This window comes from Microbacterium sp., from assembly GCF_043427715.1.
GTDB lineage: Bacteria > Actinomycetota > Actinomycetes > Actinomycetales > Microbacteriaceae > Microbacterium.
This window is the reverse complement of the sequence record NZ_JBHWTD010000024.1, coordinates 13,152-27,645: the sequence shown is the minus strand read 5'-3', so window position 1 is coordinate 27,645 and position 14,494 is coordinate 13,152. Positions and strand designations below refer to the sequence as shown.

Annotated in this window: 13 protein-coding genes and 1 tRNA gene; 4 read left to right on the top strand and 10 right to left on the bottom strand. The window is 71.0% G+C overall.

From position 1 onward, the window contains the following. The first annotated feature begins 43 nt into the window (after positions 1-43). A complete protein-coding gene (locus tag ACHFGS_RS02365; RefSeq protein WP_394280312.1) occupies positions 44-910 on the top strand; it encodes a PAC2 family protein in 867 nt (288 codons plus the stop codon). Between the two features lie 58 nt (positions 911-968). Here ACHFGS_RS02365 and ACHFGS_RS02360 read toward each other — a convergent pair whose 3' ends face one another. The 5 genes from ACHFGS_RS02360 to ACHFGS_RS02340 form a co-directional block, all read right to left on the bottom strand. Then, positions 969-1,802, bottom strand: a complete 834-nt coding sequence (locus ACHFGS_RS02360) for an undecaprenyl-diphosphate phosphatase (protein WP_394280311.1) — start codon at positions 1,800-1,802, stop codon at positions 969-971. A 9-nt stretch (positions 1,803-1,811) separates the two neighbouring features. After that, a complete protein-coding gene (locus ACHFGS_RS02355) occupies positions 1,812-3,110 on the bottom strand; it encodes a M20/M25/M40 family metallo-hydrolase (protein ID WP_394280310.1) in 1,299 nt (432 codons plus the stop codon). Positions 3,111-3,216: 106 nt separating this feature from the next. Beyond that, positions 3,217-3,301, bottom strand: a tRNA-Leu gene (locus tag ACHFGS_RS02350). A gap of 70 nt (positions 3,302-3,371) precedes the next feature. Next, complete coding sequence (locus ACHFGS_RS02345; protein WP_394280309.1) at positions 3,372-4,475, bottom strand: VIT1/CCC1 family protein; 1,104 nt, start codon at positions 4,473-4,475, stop codon at positions 3,372-3,374. A 96-nt stretch (positions 4,476-4,571) separates the two neighbouring features. Beyond that, complete coding sequence (locus ACHFGS_RS02340) at positions 4,572-6,410, bottom strand: DEAD/DEAH box helicase (RefSeq protein WP_394280319.1); 1,839 nt, start codon at positions 6,408-6,410, stop codon at positions 4,572-4,574. A gap of 87 nt (positions 6,411-6,497) precedes the next feature. Between ACHFGS_RS02340 and ACHFGS_RS02335 the strand changes: the two genes are divergently transcribed. Beyond that, the gene (locus tag ACHFGS_RS02335) at positions 6,498-7,340 is read left to right on the top strand and encodes an SGNH/GDSL hydrolase family protein (RefSeq protein WP_394280308.1); all 843 of its coding nucleotides are present in this window, start codon (positions 6,498-6,500) and stop codon (positions 7,338-7,340) included. 6 nt (positions 7,341-7,346) lie between these two features. Here the strand turns inward: ACHFGS_RS02335 and ACHFGS_RS02330 are convergent, their stop codons facing one another. Continuing rightward, a complete protein-coding gene (locus ACHFGS_RS02330) occupies positions 7,347-8,138 on the bottom strand; it encodes a TrmH family RNA methyltransferase (protein WP_394289102.1) in 792 nt (263 codons plus the stop codon). Between the two features lie 115 nt (positions 8,139-8,253). Here ACHFGS_RS02330 and ACHFGS_RS02325 point away from each other — a divergent pair, with 115 nt between their 5' ends. Then, complete coding sequence (locus ACHFGS_RS02325; RefSeq protein ID WP_394280306.1) at positions 8,254-9,105, top strand: Sir2 family NAD-dependent protein deacetylase; 852 nt, start codon at positions 8,254-8,256, stop codon at positions 9,103-9,105. 42 nt (positions 9,106-9,147) lie between these two features. Next, positions 9,148-9,753, top strand: a complete 606-nt coding sequence (locus ACHFGS_RS02320; RefSeq protein WP_394280305.1) for a histidine phosphatase family protein — start codon at positions 9,148-9,150, stop codon at positions 9,751-9,753. A gap of 9 nt (positions 9,754-9,762) precedes the next feature. Here the strand turns inward: ACHFGS_RS02320 and ACHFGS_RS02315 are convergent, their stop codons facing one another. From ACHFGS_RS02315 to pdhA, 4 genes are read right to left on the bottom strand one after another with little or no spacing between them, the layout of a single operon-like run. After that, positions 9,763-10,929 carry an acyl-CoA dehydrogenase family protein gene (locus ACHFGS_RS02315; RefSeq protein WP_394280304.1) on the bottom strand — a complete coding sequence of 389 codons (1,167 nt, stop codon included), beginning with the start codon at positions 10,927-10,929 and terminating at the stop codon, positions 9,763-9,765. After that, a complete protein-coding gene (locus ACHFGS_RS02310) occupies positions 10,926-12,260 on the bottom strand; it encodes a dihydrolipoamide acetyltransferase family protein (protein WP_394289101.1) in 1,335 nt (444 codons plus the stop codon). The genes ACHFGS_RS02315 and ACHFGS_RS02310 overlap by 4 nt, the downstream gene beginning before the upstream one ends. Further along, complete coding sequence (locus ACHFGS_RS02305; RefSeq protein ID WP_394278298.1) at positions 12,257-13,267, bottom strand: alpha-ketoacid dehydrogenase subunit beta; 1,011 nt, start codon at positions 13,265-13,267, stop codon at positions 12,257-12,259. Before ACHFGS_RS02305 ends, ACHFGS_RS02310 begins: the two co-directional genes overlap by 4 nt. After that, positions 13,264-14,385 carry a pyruvate dehydrogenase (acetyl-transferring) E1 component subunit alpha gene (pdhA, locus tag ACHFGS_RS02300; RefSeq protein WP_394278299.1) on the bottom strand — a complete coding sequence of 374 codons (1,122 nt, stop codon included), beginning with the start codon at positions 14,383-14,385 and terminating at the stop codon, positions 13,264-13,266. Before pdhA ends, ACHFGS_RS02305 begins: the two co-directional genes overlap by 4 nt. Positions 14,386-14,494: the final 109 nt, after the last annotated feature.

Genomic DNA, 14,494 nt, shown 5'->3' with positions numbered 1-14,494 from the left:
CGGGCGGCGGCGTATCGTGGGGGTACCGAAAGAGAGGACGTCCGTGCAGGGACTGGGTAATCGGGTGCTCGTGATCGCCTTCGACGGCTGGAACGACGCCGGCGAAGCGGCGACGGCTGCGGCCACCCAGATTCAGGCCGCAGGCCACTTCGAGCGCGCCTCCAGCGTCGACCCCGAACTCTATTTCGACTACCAGTACACGCGACCGCAGATGAAGGCGGATGCCGACGGTGTGCGCTCCCTGGTGTGGCCCGAAGCTGTGCTGTGGCGTCCCCTCGCGGTCGATCCCGACGCAACGTCCCTGTGGCTGCTGACGGGCCCCGAGCCCGCGCGCGCGTGGCAGGCGTTCGCCGCGGAGTTCGTCGACGCGGCGCTCCACGAGGACATCACCGGCATCGTCGCGCTCGGATCGATGATGAGCGACGTGCCGCACACGCGCCCGATCTCCGTCTTCGCCGGCTCCGACAACGAAGAGCTGCGGACGCTGCTCGGCCTCGAGCGCTCGACGTACGAGGGCCCGGTGGGGATCCTGTCGGTGATCGCTAGCGCCGCCGAGCGCAGCGGCATCCCGACGGCCGCACTGTGGGCGAGCGTTCCGCACTACGTCGCCGGACACACCCCCTCACCCAAGGCGACGCTCGCCCTCCTGGACAAGCTCGAGGAGATGACCGGGGCGACCGTCGCCCGCGGAGAGCTCCCCGGCGACGCGCTCGCGTGGGAGGCATCGATCGATGCCGCCGCGGCGGACGACGAGGAGATGACCGAGTACATCCGCCAGCTCGAGCACACCCGCGACACGTGGGACTCCCCCGAGGCCTCCGGCGACGCGATCGCGCAGGAGTTCGAGAAGTACCTGCGCCGTCGCGGTGACGGCCCGCGCGGCGGCGGCAAGGACGACCCGCGCCGCTGAGCCGGGACGGATCGCCGCCGCAGGCCGCGGGAGGCGCGGCATCCGACCCGGACCCGGGTCAGAACGCCTGCAGCACTCCGGTGGCCAGCAGGATGAGCAGCACGACGCCGAGGACGACGCGGTAGATGACGAACGGCAGGAAGCTGCCCTTCTGCAGGTACCGCATCAAGTAGGCGATGACGGCCCAGCCGACGGCGAAGGAGACGACCGTGGCGACGGCGGTCTCCCCGAGGGTGAACACCGACTCGCCCGGCTCGTTGATCGCCTGCAGCAGCTCGTAGAACCCGCTACCGAAAACGGCGGGCACGGCGAGGAGGAAGGCGACCTCCGCGGCGGCGGGGCGCGTGTAGCCGAGCGCGAGACCGGCCGTCGTGGTCGCGCCCGAGCGCGAGACGCCGGGGATGAGCGCGAGCGCCTGCGCGAAGCCGAGCCCGAGGCCGTGCCCGATCGTGAGGTCCTTCTCGGTGCGGACGCGCTTGCCGAGGGCGTCGGCGATGCCGAGGATGATGCCGAACACGATGAGCACCGTCGCAACGAGCCAGAGGTTGCGGAACGTGTCGCGGATCACGTCCTGGAAGAGGAAGCCGAGCACACCGATCGGCAGGGTGCCGATGATGACGATCCAGCCCATCCGCGCGTCGGGGTCGTTGCGCGGGATCTTGCCAGCGAGCGACTTCGCCCACGCCGCGATGATCCGCATGATCCGGCCCCAGAAGTAGACCAGGACGGCGAGCTCGGTGCCGATCTGCGTGATGGCGGTGAACGTCGCGCCGGGGTCCTCGGCCGACGGCAGGAACTCGCCGACGATCCGCAGGTGTGCGCTCGAGGAGATCGGGAGGAACTCGGTCAGGCCCTGGACGATGCCCAGGATGATCGCCTCGATAATCTGCATGGACGCCTCTCAGTAGCTGCGGATCAGGTCGGTGAGCACACGCTGCCCGAACACCAGCGCATCGATCGGGACACGCTCGTCGACACCGTGGAACATCCCGGTGAAGTCGAGGTCGGCGGGCAGTCGCAGCGGTGCGAATCCGAAGCCGGCGATGCCGAGTTCGGCGAGGGCCTTGTTGTCGGTCCCTCCTCCCATAAGGTACGGGATCACCGGCACACCCGGATCGTGGCGCGCGAGCGAGGCGACCATCGCGTCGACGAGGTCACCCGCGAAGGGCACCTCGAGGCCGATGTCGCGGTGGACGACCTCGATCTCGATGTCCTCGCCGACGATCCGCTGCACCTCGGCGAGCACCGCCTCCTCCTGCCCCGGCAGGGTGCGGATGTCGATCGCGGCGGTCGCGGCATCCGGAATCACATTGTGCTTGTACCCGGCCGTCAGGCCGGTCGGGTTGGTGGTCGTCCGGAACGTGGACCGCAGGAACGCGGATGCCGCGCCGGTCGAGTCGGCGACGGCGTCGGGGTCGTCGGCGAGCGAACCGGACAGGTCGGCGAGCGAGGCCACCAGCTGTCGGGTCGTCGAGGTGAGCTCGATCGGCCAGCCGGTGCGGCCGAGAGCGGCGACCGCCTCGGCCAGACGCGTGACGGCGTTGTCGGGGTGATGGCGGCTGCCGTGTCCGGCGAGGCCTCGCGCGTGGAGGCGGATCCAGACGAGGGCCTTCTCCCCCACCTGCAGCAGGTATGCGCGTCGGTCGCCGACCGCGATCGAGTACCCGCCGACCTCGCTGATGGCCTCGGTGGCACCGGCGAACCACTCGGCGCGGTCGCGGATGACCAGTTGCGATCCTTCGACGCCGCCGTTCTCCTCGTCGGCGAAGAACGTGACGATGATGTCGCGCTCGGGCTGCTCGCCGGCGCGCAGGATGTCGGCCACGGAGGTCAGGATCATGGCGTCCATGTCCTTCATGTCGACCGCTCCGCGACCCCAGAGCATCCCGTCCTTGACGACCCCGGCGAATGGGTCGACCGACCAGTCCTCCGCGACGGCGGGGACGACGTCCAGGTGGCCGTGGAGGATGAGCGCGGGCTTGTCGGGGTTGCGGCCGGGGATGCGCGCCGAGACGTTGGTGCGCCGCGAGATCGGCTCGTAGTACTCCGGCGTGAGCCCGAGGGTCTCGAGGTAAGCGCCGACGTACTCGGCGGCCTCGCGCTCGCCGTGGGAGCGTCCCTCGCCGAAGTTCGTGGTGTCGAACCGGATGAGATCGCGGGCGACGCGAGCGACTTCGGGCAGATCTTCGTGTTCGGACATGCGTTCCACGCTACCCCGGAGGCGCGTGCGCACCCGTCCGACGCGGGCCCGCTCAGCGGTGCGGGGAAATGAAGAATGGGCCCCGTTTCCGGGACCCATTCGTTCGTGCGCGAGGGGGGACTTGAACCCCCACGCCCTATTCGGGCACTAGCACCTCAAGCTAGCGCGTCTACCTATTCCGCCACCCGCGCAAGGTGTTTTCGGTTTCGCAACCGAAGATCGAGATTAGCACGCTTCCGGCGCAGCGTTAAATCGAGACGGTCACGTCACCGACACGCCGAACGCGAGGCCGAGCACGTAGGTCACCGCGGCGGCTCCGAACCCGATCGCGAGCTGCCGCAGACCGCGCCGGAGCGGCGGAGCGCCCGACAGCAGGCCGACCATGGCGCCCGTCGCCAGCAGCGCGGCGCCCACGAGGACGAGGGACAGGACGACCGCCGCGACCCCCGAGAGACCGAAGATCCACGGCAGCACCGGGATGATCGCGCCGGAGGCGAAGAACCCGAAGCTCGCGAGCGACGCGGACACCGCTGACCCCACCGTCTCGAGATCGGCGGCGGCTTCCGGCTGCCGCCGATACGGCACCGTGCGGTCGCTCGCGTGGGCGGCTCCGATCACCGTCTGGGCGCGCGTCAGGGCGGTCGCCTCGTCGAGACCGCGGGCCCGATAGACGAGGGCGAGCTCGTTGGCGTCGAGGTCGAGGTCGGGGAGGACGTGATCGGCGTCGTTGTTGGGCTGAGTGGCGTGCAGCAGCTCCCGCTGCGAACGCACCGAGACGTACTCCCCCGCGGCCATCGACAGGGCCCCGGCGAGCAGACCCGCGAGACCGCTGAGCAGGACGAACCCGGGTGCGACACCGGTGGCGCCGATGCCCATCACGAGTGCGAGGTTCGACACGAGTCCGTCGTTCGCGCCGAACACCGCGGCCCGGAAGCTGCCGGAGAGGCGCGTACGGCCGCGCGCGGCGAGACTCCGCACCACTTCGCCGTGGATCTTCTCGTCGGCGCGCATCGCCGCCGTCGCATGGGGGTCGTCGTCATACGGCGACCGGTTCTCGGCATTCTGCGCGAGCGCGAGAACGAAGATCGACCCGAATCGGCGTGCCATGTTCGCGAGCATTCGCGTGCGCAGCGACGCGACGGGGAGCTTCGCCGGCTCGCCGCCGAGCAGGCGCAGCCAATGCTCCTCGTGTCGCCCCTCGGCGTCGGCGAGAGCGATCAGGATCGCCCGCTCCTCGCCGGCTTTGCGGCTCGCCAGTTCGCGGTAGACGCGCGCTTCCGCGCGCTCGTCGACGAGGTACTGCGCCCAGCGACGTCGATCCTTGGCCGTGGTGGTCGGCGATGCCGTCGGGTTCTTCGCGCTCATGTCCCTTCCACGCTAGCCAGCGGCGGGCGCGCGGCGGGCCCGAAAGCCGAGACTGTCAGCTTTTCGGATCGCCGAAGCGGGGTCGCCGGGCCACCCTCAGGAGTGGACGCGGCGGCGGAGGACGTCGATGCGCGCCTGCAGCTGCGCGACCGTCGCGCGGGCGACCTCGGGGCCGCCGCAGACCCGGCGAAGCTCGGCGTGGACCGAGCCGTGCGGCTGGTTGCTCTGGCGCGCGTACAGTCCGACGAGGCTGTTGAGCAGCTGCCGCTGCTCTCGGAGGGTGCGGTGCAGGGCCGGGGGCAGCGCGGGCGCCTCGCCCGTCTCCTCGGCGCGCTGGGCCTCCCGGCTCTCGCGGGCCTTGCGGTGCCGACTCTGCCGCGACTGCCGCTGCATCAGCAGGTCGTGCACGTGCTCGGGTTCGAGGAGTCCCGGGATGCCGAGGAACTCCTCTTCCTCGGGGGTGCCGGGCACGGCGAGCTGGCCGAACTCCTTGCCGTCGAAGAGGACGCGGTCGAAGTGCGCCGTCGACCCGAGTGCCTGGTAGCTGCCCTCTTCCGTCAGCGCATCGGAGGCCTTGTCCTCGCGCTCCGCTTCGGCGAGCATCGCGTCCTCGAGCCCGTCCTCGCCGTCGCTCTCCCGGTCGAGGGCGTGGTCGCGCTCGCGTTCCATCTCGTTCGCGAGCGCCAGCAGCTGCGGGACGTTGGGGAGGAAGACGGATGCCGCCTCTCCGCGCCGTCGGGCACGCACGAAGCGACCGATCGCCTGCGCGAAGAACAGCGGCGTCGAGGCGCTGGTGGCGTACACGCCGACGGCCAAGCGCGGCACGTCGACGCCTTCGGACACCATCCGCACCGCGACCATCCAGCGGGTCGTCGCCTGCGAGAACGTCTCGATGCGGCCCGAGGCCGCCTTGTCGTCGGAGAGGACGACGGTCGGAGACTCACCCGTGATCTGCCGGAGGATCGCGGCGTATGCACGAGCCGCGGTCTGATCGGTCGCGATGATCAGGCCACCGGCATCCGGGACGTCCTCGCGGATCTCGGTGAGCCGGCGATCGGCGGAGCGCAGCACGGCGGGGATCCAGTCGCCCTCCGGATTCAGCGCCGTCCGCCACGCCTGCGCGTTGATGTCCTTCGTGTTGTCCTGACCGAGGTGGGCTTCGTACTCGTCGCCCGCTTTCGTCCGCCAGCGCATCTGCCCCGCGTAGACGTGGAAGAGCACCGGCCTGACGACGCCGTCGACGAGCGCCCGCCCGTAGCCGTAGTTGTAGTCGGTGCGCGAGATCCGGATGCCCTTGTCGTTCGGGTGGTACTCCACGAACGGGATCGGGGCGGTGTCGCTGCGGAAGGGGGTGCCGGACAGCAGCAGCCGTCGCGTCGCCCGCCCGTAGGCCTCACGGAGCGCATCGCCCCAGCTGAGCGCGTCTCCGCCGTGGTGCACCTCGTCGAGGATCACCAGCGCCCGCGAGTTCAGCGTCAGGTGCTGGTGCACCGACGCCTTCACGGCGACCTGGGCGTACGTGACCGCGACGCCCTGATAGTGCCGGGCGGGCGAGAAGTGCTTGTTGCTGAAGCGCGGGTCGAGGCGGATGCCCACGCGCGCGGCGGCGTCGGCCCACTGGGTCTTGAGGTGTTCGGTCGGGGCGACGACGATGATCCGGTCGATGACGTGGCGGCGCAGCAGCTCGCTCGCCAGACGGAGGGCGAAGGTCGTTTTGCCGGCGCCGGGTGTCGCGGCGGCGAGGAAGTCGCGGGGACCGCTGCCGGGCCCGTCGGGGCCGTCCATCGCGAAGTATTGCTCGAGGGCCTCGGCCTGCCACGCGCGGAGGTTCTGGGCGGTTCCCCAGGGCGCACGCTGCGGGAAGGCGGGCGAGAGATGCTCGGCGGCGAAGCTTCCGAAGTGCGGCTGGGACGGATCGTGGCTCGAACCGTTCACCTCCACCTCCTTCGTCGTCTGCTCGCCTGTCACGTCGATCCACGATAGATGCTCCCGCCGACAGGTAACCTCGACGCGGAGGTTGCCATGCGAAAGAACGAGCCGGCGGCAGACGATAATCGTTCCCCGTACGTCCCCAATCCGATCACCCACCCGTGGCGCCGAATGGTGTCCCTCGGCGATTCCTTCACGGAGGGCATCGGCGACCCCGAGCCCTCCCTCCCCGGCGGTCACCGCGGCTGGGCCGACCGCGTCGCCGAAGTGCTGTCCTCGCAGGTCGACGACTTCGCCTACGCGAATCTGGCCGTCCGTGGCAAGCTGATCGGCCAGATCGTGGCGGCGCAGATCGAGCCCGCCCTGGCTCTCAAGCCCGACCTGATCACCTTCTCCGCCGGCGGCAACGATGTGATCCGCCCGGGCGGTGACCCCGACGCCGTCGCGGTCCAGTTCGAGGATGCGGTCGCGCGCCTGTCCTCGCAGGGAGCCACCGTCGTGGTGTTCACCGGGATCGACACCGCATTCACGCCGGTGTTCCGTGGCATCCGGGGTCGCGTGGCGATCTACAACGAGAACATCCGCGCGATCGCCGATCGGTACGACTGCATCGTCGCCGACCAGTGGGCGCTCAAGGAGATCCAGGACATGCGGTTCTTCGACGACGACCGCCTGCACCTGAACGCCCTGGGCCACCATGAGGTGGCGCGCATGGTGCTGCGCGCGCTCAACGTCCCCAACGACCTGCATCCGATGGAGCCCGACCCGCTCCCGGCGATCACGTGGCGCGCGGCGCGACAGAACGACCTGGTGTGGGCGCGCGAGCACCTCGTGCCCTGGGTCCTCCGGAGGCTCCGACACCAGTCCTCGGGTGATCTCGTCACCGCGAAGCGACCCGACGCCCTCCCGGTTATTCGCTCCCGCGCCGAGGACTGACCCCGCTCAGCGGAGCGCCCACAGCGCGACAGCGGACGCGGCCGCGACGTTGAGCGAGTCCACCCCGCCCGTCATCGGGATCGTGACGACGGTGTCGGCGACCTCCAGCGCCCTGCGCGAGAGCCCGTCCCCTTCCGCCCCGAGGACCACCGCGACGCGTTCGGGACGAGAGGCGGCGAAGTCGTCGAGCGTGACCGCGTCGTCGGCGAGCGCGAGCGCGGCGAGGTGGACGCCCGCGTTGCGGAGGTCGGCGAGGGCGTCGTCCCACTCCGGCATCCGCGTCCACGGCACCTGGAAGACGGTGCCCATGCTCACCCGGATGCTCCGGCGGTACAGCGGATCGGCGCAGCGGGGTGAGACCAGCACGGCGTCGGCGCCCAGACCCGCCGCCGCACGGAAAGCCGCGCCGACGTTGGTGTGGTCGCCGATGTCCTCGAGGATCATCACGAGCCGCGCCCCCGCCACGACGTCGGCGACCGGACGCAGAGCAGGGCGGTGCATCGCCGCGAGGGCGCCGCGGTGCACGGCGTACCCGGTCACCTGCTCGGCGACCTCCGCCGGGACGACGAACACGGGCGCGTCGCCGGCGAGATGGTCGACGTCGGCCAGCCGCCGTTCGTGCACGAGGAACGACCGCGGCCTGTGTCCGGCGGCAACGGCCCGCTCGATGACCTTCGAGGTCTCGGCGATGTAGAGCCCCGCGGCGGGTTCGCTGACGCGACGAAGCGCGATGTCGGTGAGGTCCCGGTAGTCGCTGAGCCTCGGGTCCGCCGGGTCCTCGACCCACTCGATAGCCATGCCGTCATCGTTTCATCCCCGGCCGCGCGCGCTCGCACGGCCGCCCGAAACCTGGGCGTAAACGAGAGCGCGTAGGCTCGCACCTGCAACGGGCGGACACCGAGCGGAGGTGGGGATGGGCATGCTGGCGGAGTTGGACGCGGATGCCACGGCAGCTATCGGCCGCGCCATCGACGCGCTCGCCGGTCGCCGCATCGCCGTCCTCACCGGCGCGGGTCTGTCCACGGATTCGGGCATCCCCGACTATCGCGGCGAAGGCGCTCCCACGCGGACGCCGATGACCGCGCAGCAGTTCCTCGCAGACGAAGCCTCACGACGCCGCTACTGGGTGGGCAGCCACCTCGGCTGGCGCGCCTTCTCGGCGGCCTCCCCCAACGCCGGCCACGAGGCGCTCGCCGACCTCGAGCGCGCCGGCGTGGCATCCGGGGTCATCACCCAGAACGTCGACGGCCTCCACGTGCGAGCCGGCAGCCATCGCGTCGTCGAGCTGCACGGCACCATGCGCCGGGTCACCTGCGTGCACTGTGGGCAGGTGTTCGATCGCCGCGACCTGGCGGTGCGGGTCGAGCGCGACAACCCGTGGATCACCGTGCCCGAGAACGTCGAGCTCGGCCCCGACGGCGACGTGCTGCCGCACGTCAGCGACGGCTTCGCGATTCCCGACTGCTCCGTCTGCGGCGGGGTCCTCAAGCCCGACGTGGTGTTCTTCGGCGAGTTCATCCCGACCGAGAAGTTCCGCGAAGCCGAACAGCTGGTGCACTCCAGCTCCGCGCTGCTGATCGCCGGATCGTCCCTCGTGGTGAACTCCGGCATCCGCCTGCTCGAGCGCGCCCGCCGACGCCGGTTGCCGGTCGTCATCGTCAACCGCGGTGCGACCCGCGGTGACGCCCGTGCGACCGTGAAGATCGACGCCGGCGCGTCCGAGGTGCTCACGACGCTCTCTCGCGCCCTCTCCGCGCTCCGCTGACGGCGGGACGGCGGAACCCCGCGCGCCACGTAGGCTCGATGGGTGACCACCCTGACCCTCGTGCGCCACGGCGAGACCGACTGGAACCGCAACCGCCGCATCCAGGGATCCACCGACATCCCCCTGAACGAAACCGGTCGCGAACAGGCCCGCCGGATCGGGCGGGAGCTCGCTGAGCACCACGATCCGGCGGTCCCCCTCGTCCTGGTCTCCAGTGACCTCTCCCGCGCCCGCGAGACGGCGGAGATCGTCGCCGGCATCCTCGGCATCCCCGGCCCGCTCGTCTACCCGGCGCTGCGAGAGCGCGCGTACGGCGAGGCGGAAGGGGTCACCGACGTCGAGTTCCTCGAACGGTACGGCACCTGGGCGACCGCGCAGATCCCCGGCGCGGAGCCCTGGCCCGTCGTCACCGCGCGCGCCCTCGACGGCATGCGGCAGGTCATCTCCGATGCGCGGCGATCGCACGCGCCCGGCTCGCCCGAGATCGTCGCGGTCGCGCACGGCGGCCTGATCCGCGCCGTCATGCGCCACGCCACCGCCGGCCAGCACCCGGTCGACGGCGTGCGCCTGGCCAACGGCTCCCGGCACACGTTCCTCGTCGAGCGGGAACGGCTGCGCCTGCTCGAGTCCCCCGCCCTCGCGGTCTGACCGGCCGGGTCAGGCGACCCCGAGCGCGCGGGCGATGACGAGCAGCTGCACCTCGGTGGTCCCCTCTCCGATCTCCAGGATCTTCGAGTCGCGGTAGTGACGGGCCACGGGGTACTCGTTCATGAACCCGTTGCCACCGAAGATCTGCGTCGCGTCGCGGGCGTTGTCCATGGCCGCGTCACTCGCGGTGAGCTTGGCGATCGCCGCCTCGGCCTTGAACGGCTTGCCCGCATCGCGCAGGCGCGCCGCATGCAGCCAGCCGAGCCGCGCGACGTGGACGCGCTGCTGCATGCGCGCCAGCATGAACTGGATGCTCTGTCGCGTGCCGAGCTTCTCCCCGAACACGACGCGGCTGTCGGCGTAGTCGATCGCCGCGTCCAGGCATCCCTCCGCCGCCCCGGTGGCGAGCGCCGCGATCGCGATGCGGCCCTCGTCGAGCATGTGCAGGAAGTTCGCGAACCCGCGACCGCGCTCACCCAGCAGGTTCGCCTCCGGGACCCGGACGCCCGAGAAGGTCAGCGGGTGGGTGTCGCTCGCATGCCAGCCGACCTTGTCGTACGCCGGTTCCACCGTGAACCCGGGGGTGCCGTTCGGGACGATGATCGTCGACACCTCGCGGCCGCCGTCCGCGCGCTCGCCGGTCACGGCCGTCACCGTGACGAACCGCGTGATCGGCGTACCGGAATTCGTGATGAACTGCTTCGAGCCGTCGATGACCCACTCGCCGCCGTCGAGGCGTGCCGTGGTGCGGGTGGCCCCGGCATCCGACCCCGCTTCAGGCTCGGTCAGGCCGAAGCCCGCGAGGGCGCGTCCGGCGAGCAGGTCGGGCAGGTACTCGGCCTTCTGCGCGTCGCTGCCGAACCGGTGGATCGGCATGACGCCCAGGCTGACCCCGGCTTCGAGGGTGATCGCGATCGACTGGTCGACCCGGGCGAGGCCCTCGATCGCGAGGCCGAGCGCCGTGTAGTCGCCGCCTTGACCGCCGAGCTCCTCGGGGAAGGGCAGCCCGAACAGCCCCATCTCGCCCATCTGCGCGACGACGTCCATCGGCAGGGTCTTCGTGCGGTCCGCCTCGTAGGCGACCGGTGCGACCACCTCGTCGGCGAAGGCGCGGACCAAGCCCGCGAGTTCACGCTGTTCATCGGTGAGGTCGTATCCCGACAGTCCGAGGCTCATGCGAGCACCATCGCACGTCCGGGCTCGCGGAGCACGTCCGCCACATCGGTGAGGAAGCGCGCGGCTTCCGCCCCGTCGACGAGTCGGTGGTCGAACGAGAGGCTCAGGGTCATCACGTCGCGGAGCGCGACCTGCCCGTCGTGCTCCCAGGGGATGCGTCTGACCGCCCCCAGGCCGAGGATGCCGGCCTCCCCGGGCACGAGGATGGGGGTCCCCGCATCGACGCCGAACACACCGAAGTTGGTGATCGAGAAGGTGCCTCCGGTCAGGTCGGCGGGGGTGGCCTTGCCGGCGCGCGCGGTCTCGGCGAGCGCGCGGATCGCGTCGGCGAGTTCGAGCAGCGACATCCGGTCGGCGTCCTTCACTGAGGGGACGACGAGGCCGCGATCCGTTGCGGCGGCGACGCCCAGGTTGACGTAGTGGTGCAGGACGATCCCCCCTGCCGCGTCGTCCCACCGCGCGTTGAGCACGGGGGTCCGCCGCAGCGCGAGACACACCGCCTTCGCCGCGACCGCCATGACGCCCACGCGGTGGTCGGCGTGACGCCGGTCCTGCCGCAGGCTGTCGATGAGGGCGACGGATGCCGTGACGTCGACGGTGAGGAAGGTCGCCGCGTGCGGTGCCGTGAACGCCGAGCGGACCATCGCGTCGGCGGTGTGCTTGCGGACACCCCGGATCGGGATCCGCTCCTCGCGGTCGCCGGAGACGTCCGTGCGCAGCGCGGGGGCGCCGGTCGGCGAGGCCGCCGTGCTGACGGCATAGGCCTCCACGTCCTCGCGGGTGATGATCCCGGTCACACCCGAAGCCTCCACGAGAGCGAGGTCGACGCCGAGGTCCTTCGCGAGCTTCCGCACCGGGGGCGTCGAGCGGGGGCGCTCGCGCAGTTCGCGCTCGGGGACGGTGTCGGCGATCGCATCGTGGGGAGCCGCGGAGCGGACGTCGGGCTCCGCGGTCACCGCCGGCGCTCCGCCGCGGGCGCGCCGCTGCGGACGACCGGTTCCGCGGGGGACGGCGCCGTAGCCGACGAGGTTCGGCTCGCGACGCTCCTCGGCGGACGCGGGCGCGGCATCCGGAGTCTCGGTCGCGGGGTCTCCTGCCACGTCGAAAGAGATCAGCACATCGCCGACGGCGACGACGTCCCCCGCGTCATGCGCAAGGGCGGCGACGGTCCCCGCGAACGGGGACGGCAGCTCGACGATCGCCTTTGCGGTCTCCACCTCGGCGATCGTCTGGTTCAGCGCGACCTCGTCACCCTGGGAGACGTGCCACTGCACGATCTCGGCTTCGGGCAGTCCTTCGCCGAGATCCGGCAGACGGAAGTCCGTGATCATGCAGTCACCTCCGTGGTGCTGTTCGGGCGACCCATGACCCGGTCGACGGCGTCGAGGATCCGATCGAGGTCGGGCAAGTGGTACTGCTCGAGCTTTGCGGGCGGGTAGGGGATGTCGTGTCCGGTGACGCGGACGGGCGCGGCCTCAAGGTAGTGAAAGCACTTCTCCGTGACGCTCGCGATGATCTCGGCGGCCACTCCACCCTCTCGGGAGGCCTCGTGCGTGACGACGACGCGTCCGGTGCGGCGGACGGATGCCGTGACGGCGGCGTAGTCGACCGGCGAGATCGACCGCAGGTCGATGACCTCCAGCGAGAGACCCTCATCCTCCGCGGCCACGGCGGCGTCGAGCGCCGTGGTGACCTGGGATCCGTAGGTGAGCACCGTGACATCGGTGCCGGGACGGACGACACGCGCGAGACCGAGCGGCGCGGCGTCGGCGATGTCGCCGTCGAGGTCCACTTCGCCCTTGGCGTGGTACAGCCGCTTGGGCTCGAGGAAGATCACCGGGTCATCGCAGGCGATCGCCTGCCGGAGCATCGTGTAGGCGTCCTGCGGGTTCGAGACGGCGACCACGCGGAGTCCCGCCGTGTGCACGAAGTAGGCCTCCGGCGACTCGGAATGGTGCTCGGCGGCTCCCACACCGCCGGCCCACGGGATCCGGATCGTCAGCGGCATCTTCACGCGCCCGCGTGTGCGGTAGTGCAGTTTCGCGACCTGACTGACGATCTGGTCGAACGCCGGGTACACGAAGCCGTCGAACTGGATCTCCACGATGGGCCGGAAGCCGCGCAGAGCGAGGCCCACCGCGGTGCCGACGATGCCCGACTCCGCCAGCGGGGTGTCCACCACGCGGCGCGGGCCGAACTCGTCGAGCAGGCCGTCGGTGATGCGGAAGACGCCGCCGAGCTTGCCGATGTCCTCCCCCATCACGAGGACCTTCTCGTCGTCGCGCATCGCCTGCCGCATGCCGGCGGTGAGGGCTTTGCCGAGGGTCATGGTGCTCATGCGGCACCCCCGTCGGCGAAGCCGTCGAGGTAAGCGGCGTACGCGGCGCGCTGCTCGTCGATCCCGGTGTGCGGTTCTGCGTAGACGTGGTCGAAGACGCCCAGCGGCGCGGGGGCGGGTGTGTCGACCACGGCGCGGCGCATCGCGGCGGTGAACCGATCGGCATCCGCGGAGACGGCGGCGGCGAACGCGTCGTCGAACGCGCCGAGGCCCCGCAGGTACGTCTCCACGCGAGTGAGCGGGTCGCGTGCGCGCCAGTGCTCCACCTCGGCGGCATCCCGATACCGGGTGGGATCATCGCTCGTGGTGTGGGGGCCCAGCCGGTAGGTCACGGCCTCGAGGAAGGCGGGGCCGCGCCCGCTGCGCGCGTGGTCGGCTGCCCAGCGCATCGCGGCGAGGCAGGCGAGGACGTCGTTGCCGTCGACACGCATGCTCGGGATGCCGAACCCCGGCGCCCTGCCCGCGATCGGGTATTGCGCCTGCAGTGCGACCGGCTCGGAGATCGCCCACTGATTGTTCGAGCAGACGAACACGATCGGAGAGCCGAACGAGGCCGCGAAGACCATCGCCTCGTTGACGTCGCCCTGGCTGGTCGCGCCGTCGCCGAAGTACGCGACCGCCACCTGGTCACCGCCGTCGCGCTGGATGCCCATGGCGTAGCCGACGGCGTGCAGGCTCTGGGCGCCGATGATGATCTGCGGGCTCGCGATGTGAACCGCGAACGGGTCGAATGAGGAGTGCTGCACGCCGTGCCAGACCATCACGAAATCAGCCGGTTCGACGCCGCGGACGAGTTCGATCCCGATCTCGCGGTAGCTGGGGAAGAGGAAGTCGTCGTCCTGGCAGGCCCATGCCGTTCCGATCTGCACGGCCTCCTGGCCCTGCGCGGGTGCCCACAGCCCGAGGTGTCCCTGCCGCTGCAGCGCGACGCCTTCGGCGTCGAGGCGGCGAGTGAGGGCCATGTCCCGGTACAGCTGGCGGAGCATCGGGGCGTCGACGTCGGCGATCCAGGGATCGAGCCGTTCGTCGCGGATGCGGGCGCCGGTGTGGTCGAGCAGTCGGGCCACGTTCTCGGTGTCGGTGGACCGGTCGGCGGCGGGGGTCAGAGTGTCGGTCATCATCGTCCTCTCTGATCGCGGTCGATGTCCTTGTGGGGCGGCGACCTGCGCAGATACACCGGCATCGTCGCCGGATGCCGCGAGACTATGCCGACATCGCACCTCGCTC

Bases quoted from the DNA above. Each gene is read 5' to 3' on its own strand.
- ACHFGS_RS02310 (WP_394289101.1), bottom strand. From the start codon at position 12,260: ATGATCACGGACTTCCGTCTGCCGGATCTCGGCGAAGGACTGCCCGAA.
- ACHFGS_RS02330 (WP_394289102.1), bottom strand. From the start codon at position 8,138: ATGGCTATCGAGTGGGTCGAGGACCCGGCGGACCCGAGGCTCAGCGAC.
- ACHFGS_RS02345 (WP_394280309.1), bottom strand. From the start codon at position 4,475: ATGAGCGCGAAGAACCCGACGGCATCGCCGACCACCACGGCCAAGGAT.
- ACHFGS_RS02335 (WP_394280308.1), top strand. From the start codon at position 6,498: ATGCGAAAGAACGAGCCGGCGGCAGACGATAATCGTTCCCCGTACGTC.
- ACHFGS_RS02355 (WP_394280310.1), bottom strand. From the start codon at position 3,110: ATGTCCGAACACGAAGATCTGCCCGAAGTCGCTCGCGTCGCCCGCGAT.
- ACHFGS_RS02305 (WP_394278298.1), bottom strand. From the start codon at position 13,267: ATGAGCACCATGACCCTCGGCAAAGCCCTCACCGCCGGCATGCGGCAG.
- ACHFGS_RS02315 (WP_394280304.1), bottom strand. From the start codon at position 10,929: ATGAGCCTCGGACTGTCGGGATACGACCTCACCGATGAACAGCGTGAA.
- ACHFGS_RS02325 (WP_394280306.1), top strand. From the start codon at position 8,254: ATGGGCATGCTGGCGGAGTTGGACGCGGATGCCACGGCAGCTATCGGC.
- pdhA (WP_394278299.1), bottom strand. From the start codon at position 14,385: ATGACCGACACTCTGACCCCCGCCGCCGACCGGTCCACCGACACCGAG.
- ACHFGS_RS02360 (WP_394280311.1), bottom strand. From the start codon at position 1,802: ATGCAGATTATCGAGGCGATCATCCTGGGCATCGTCCAGGGCCTGACC.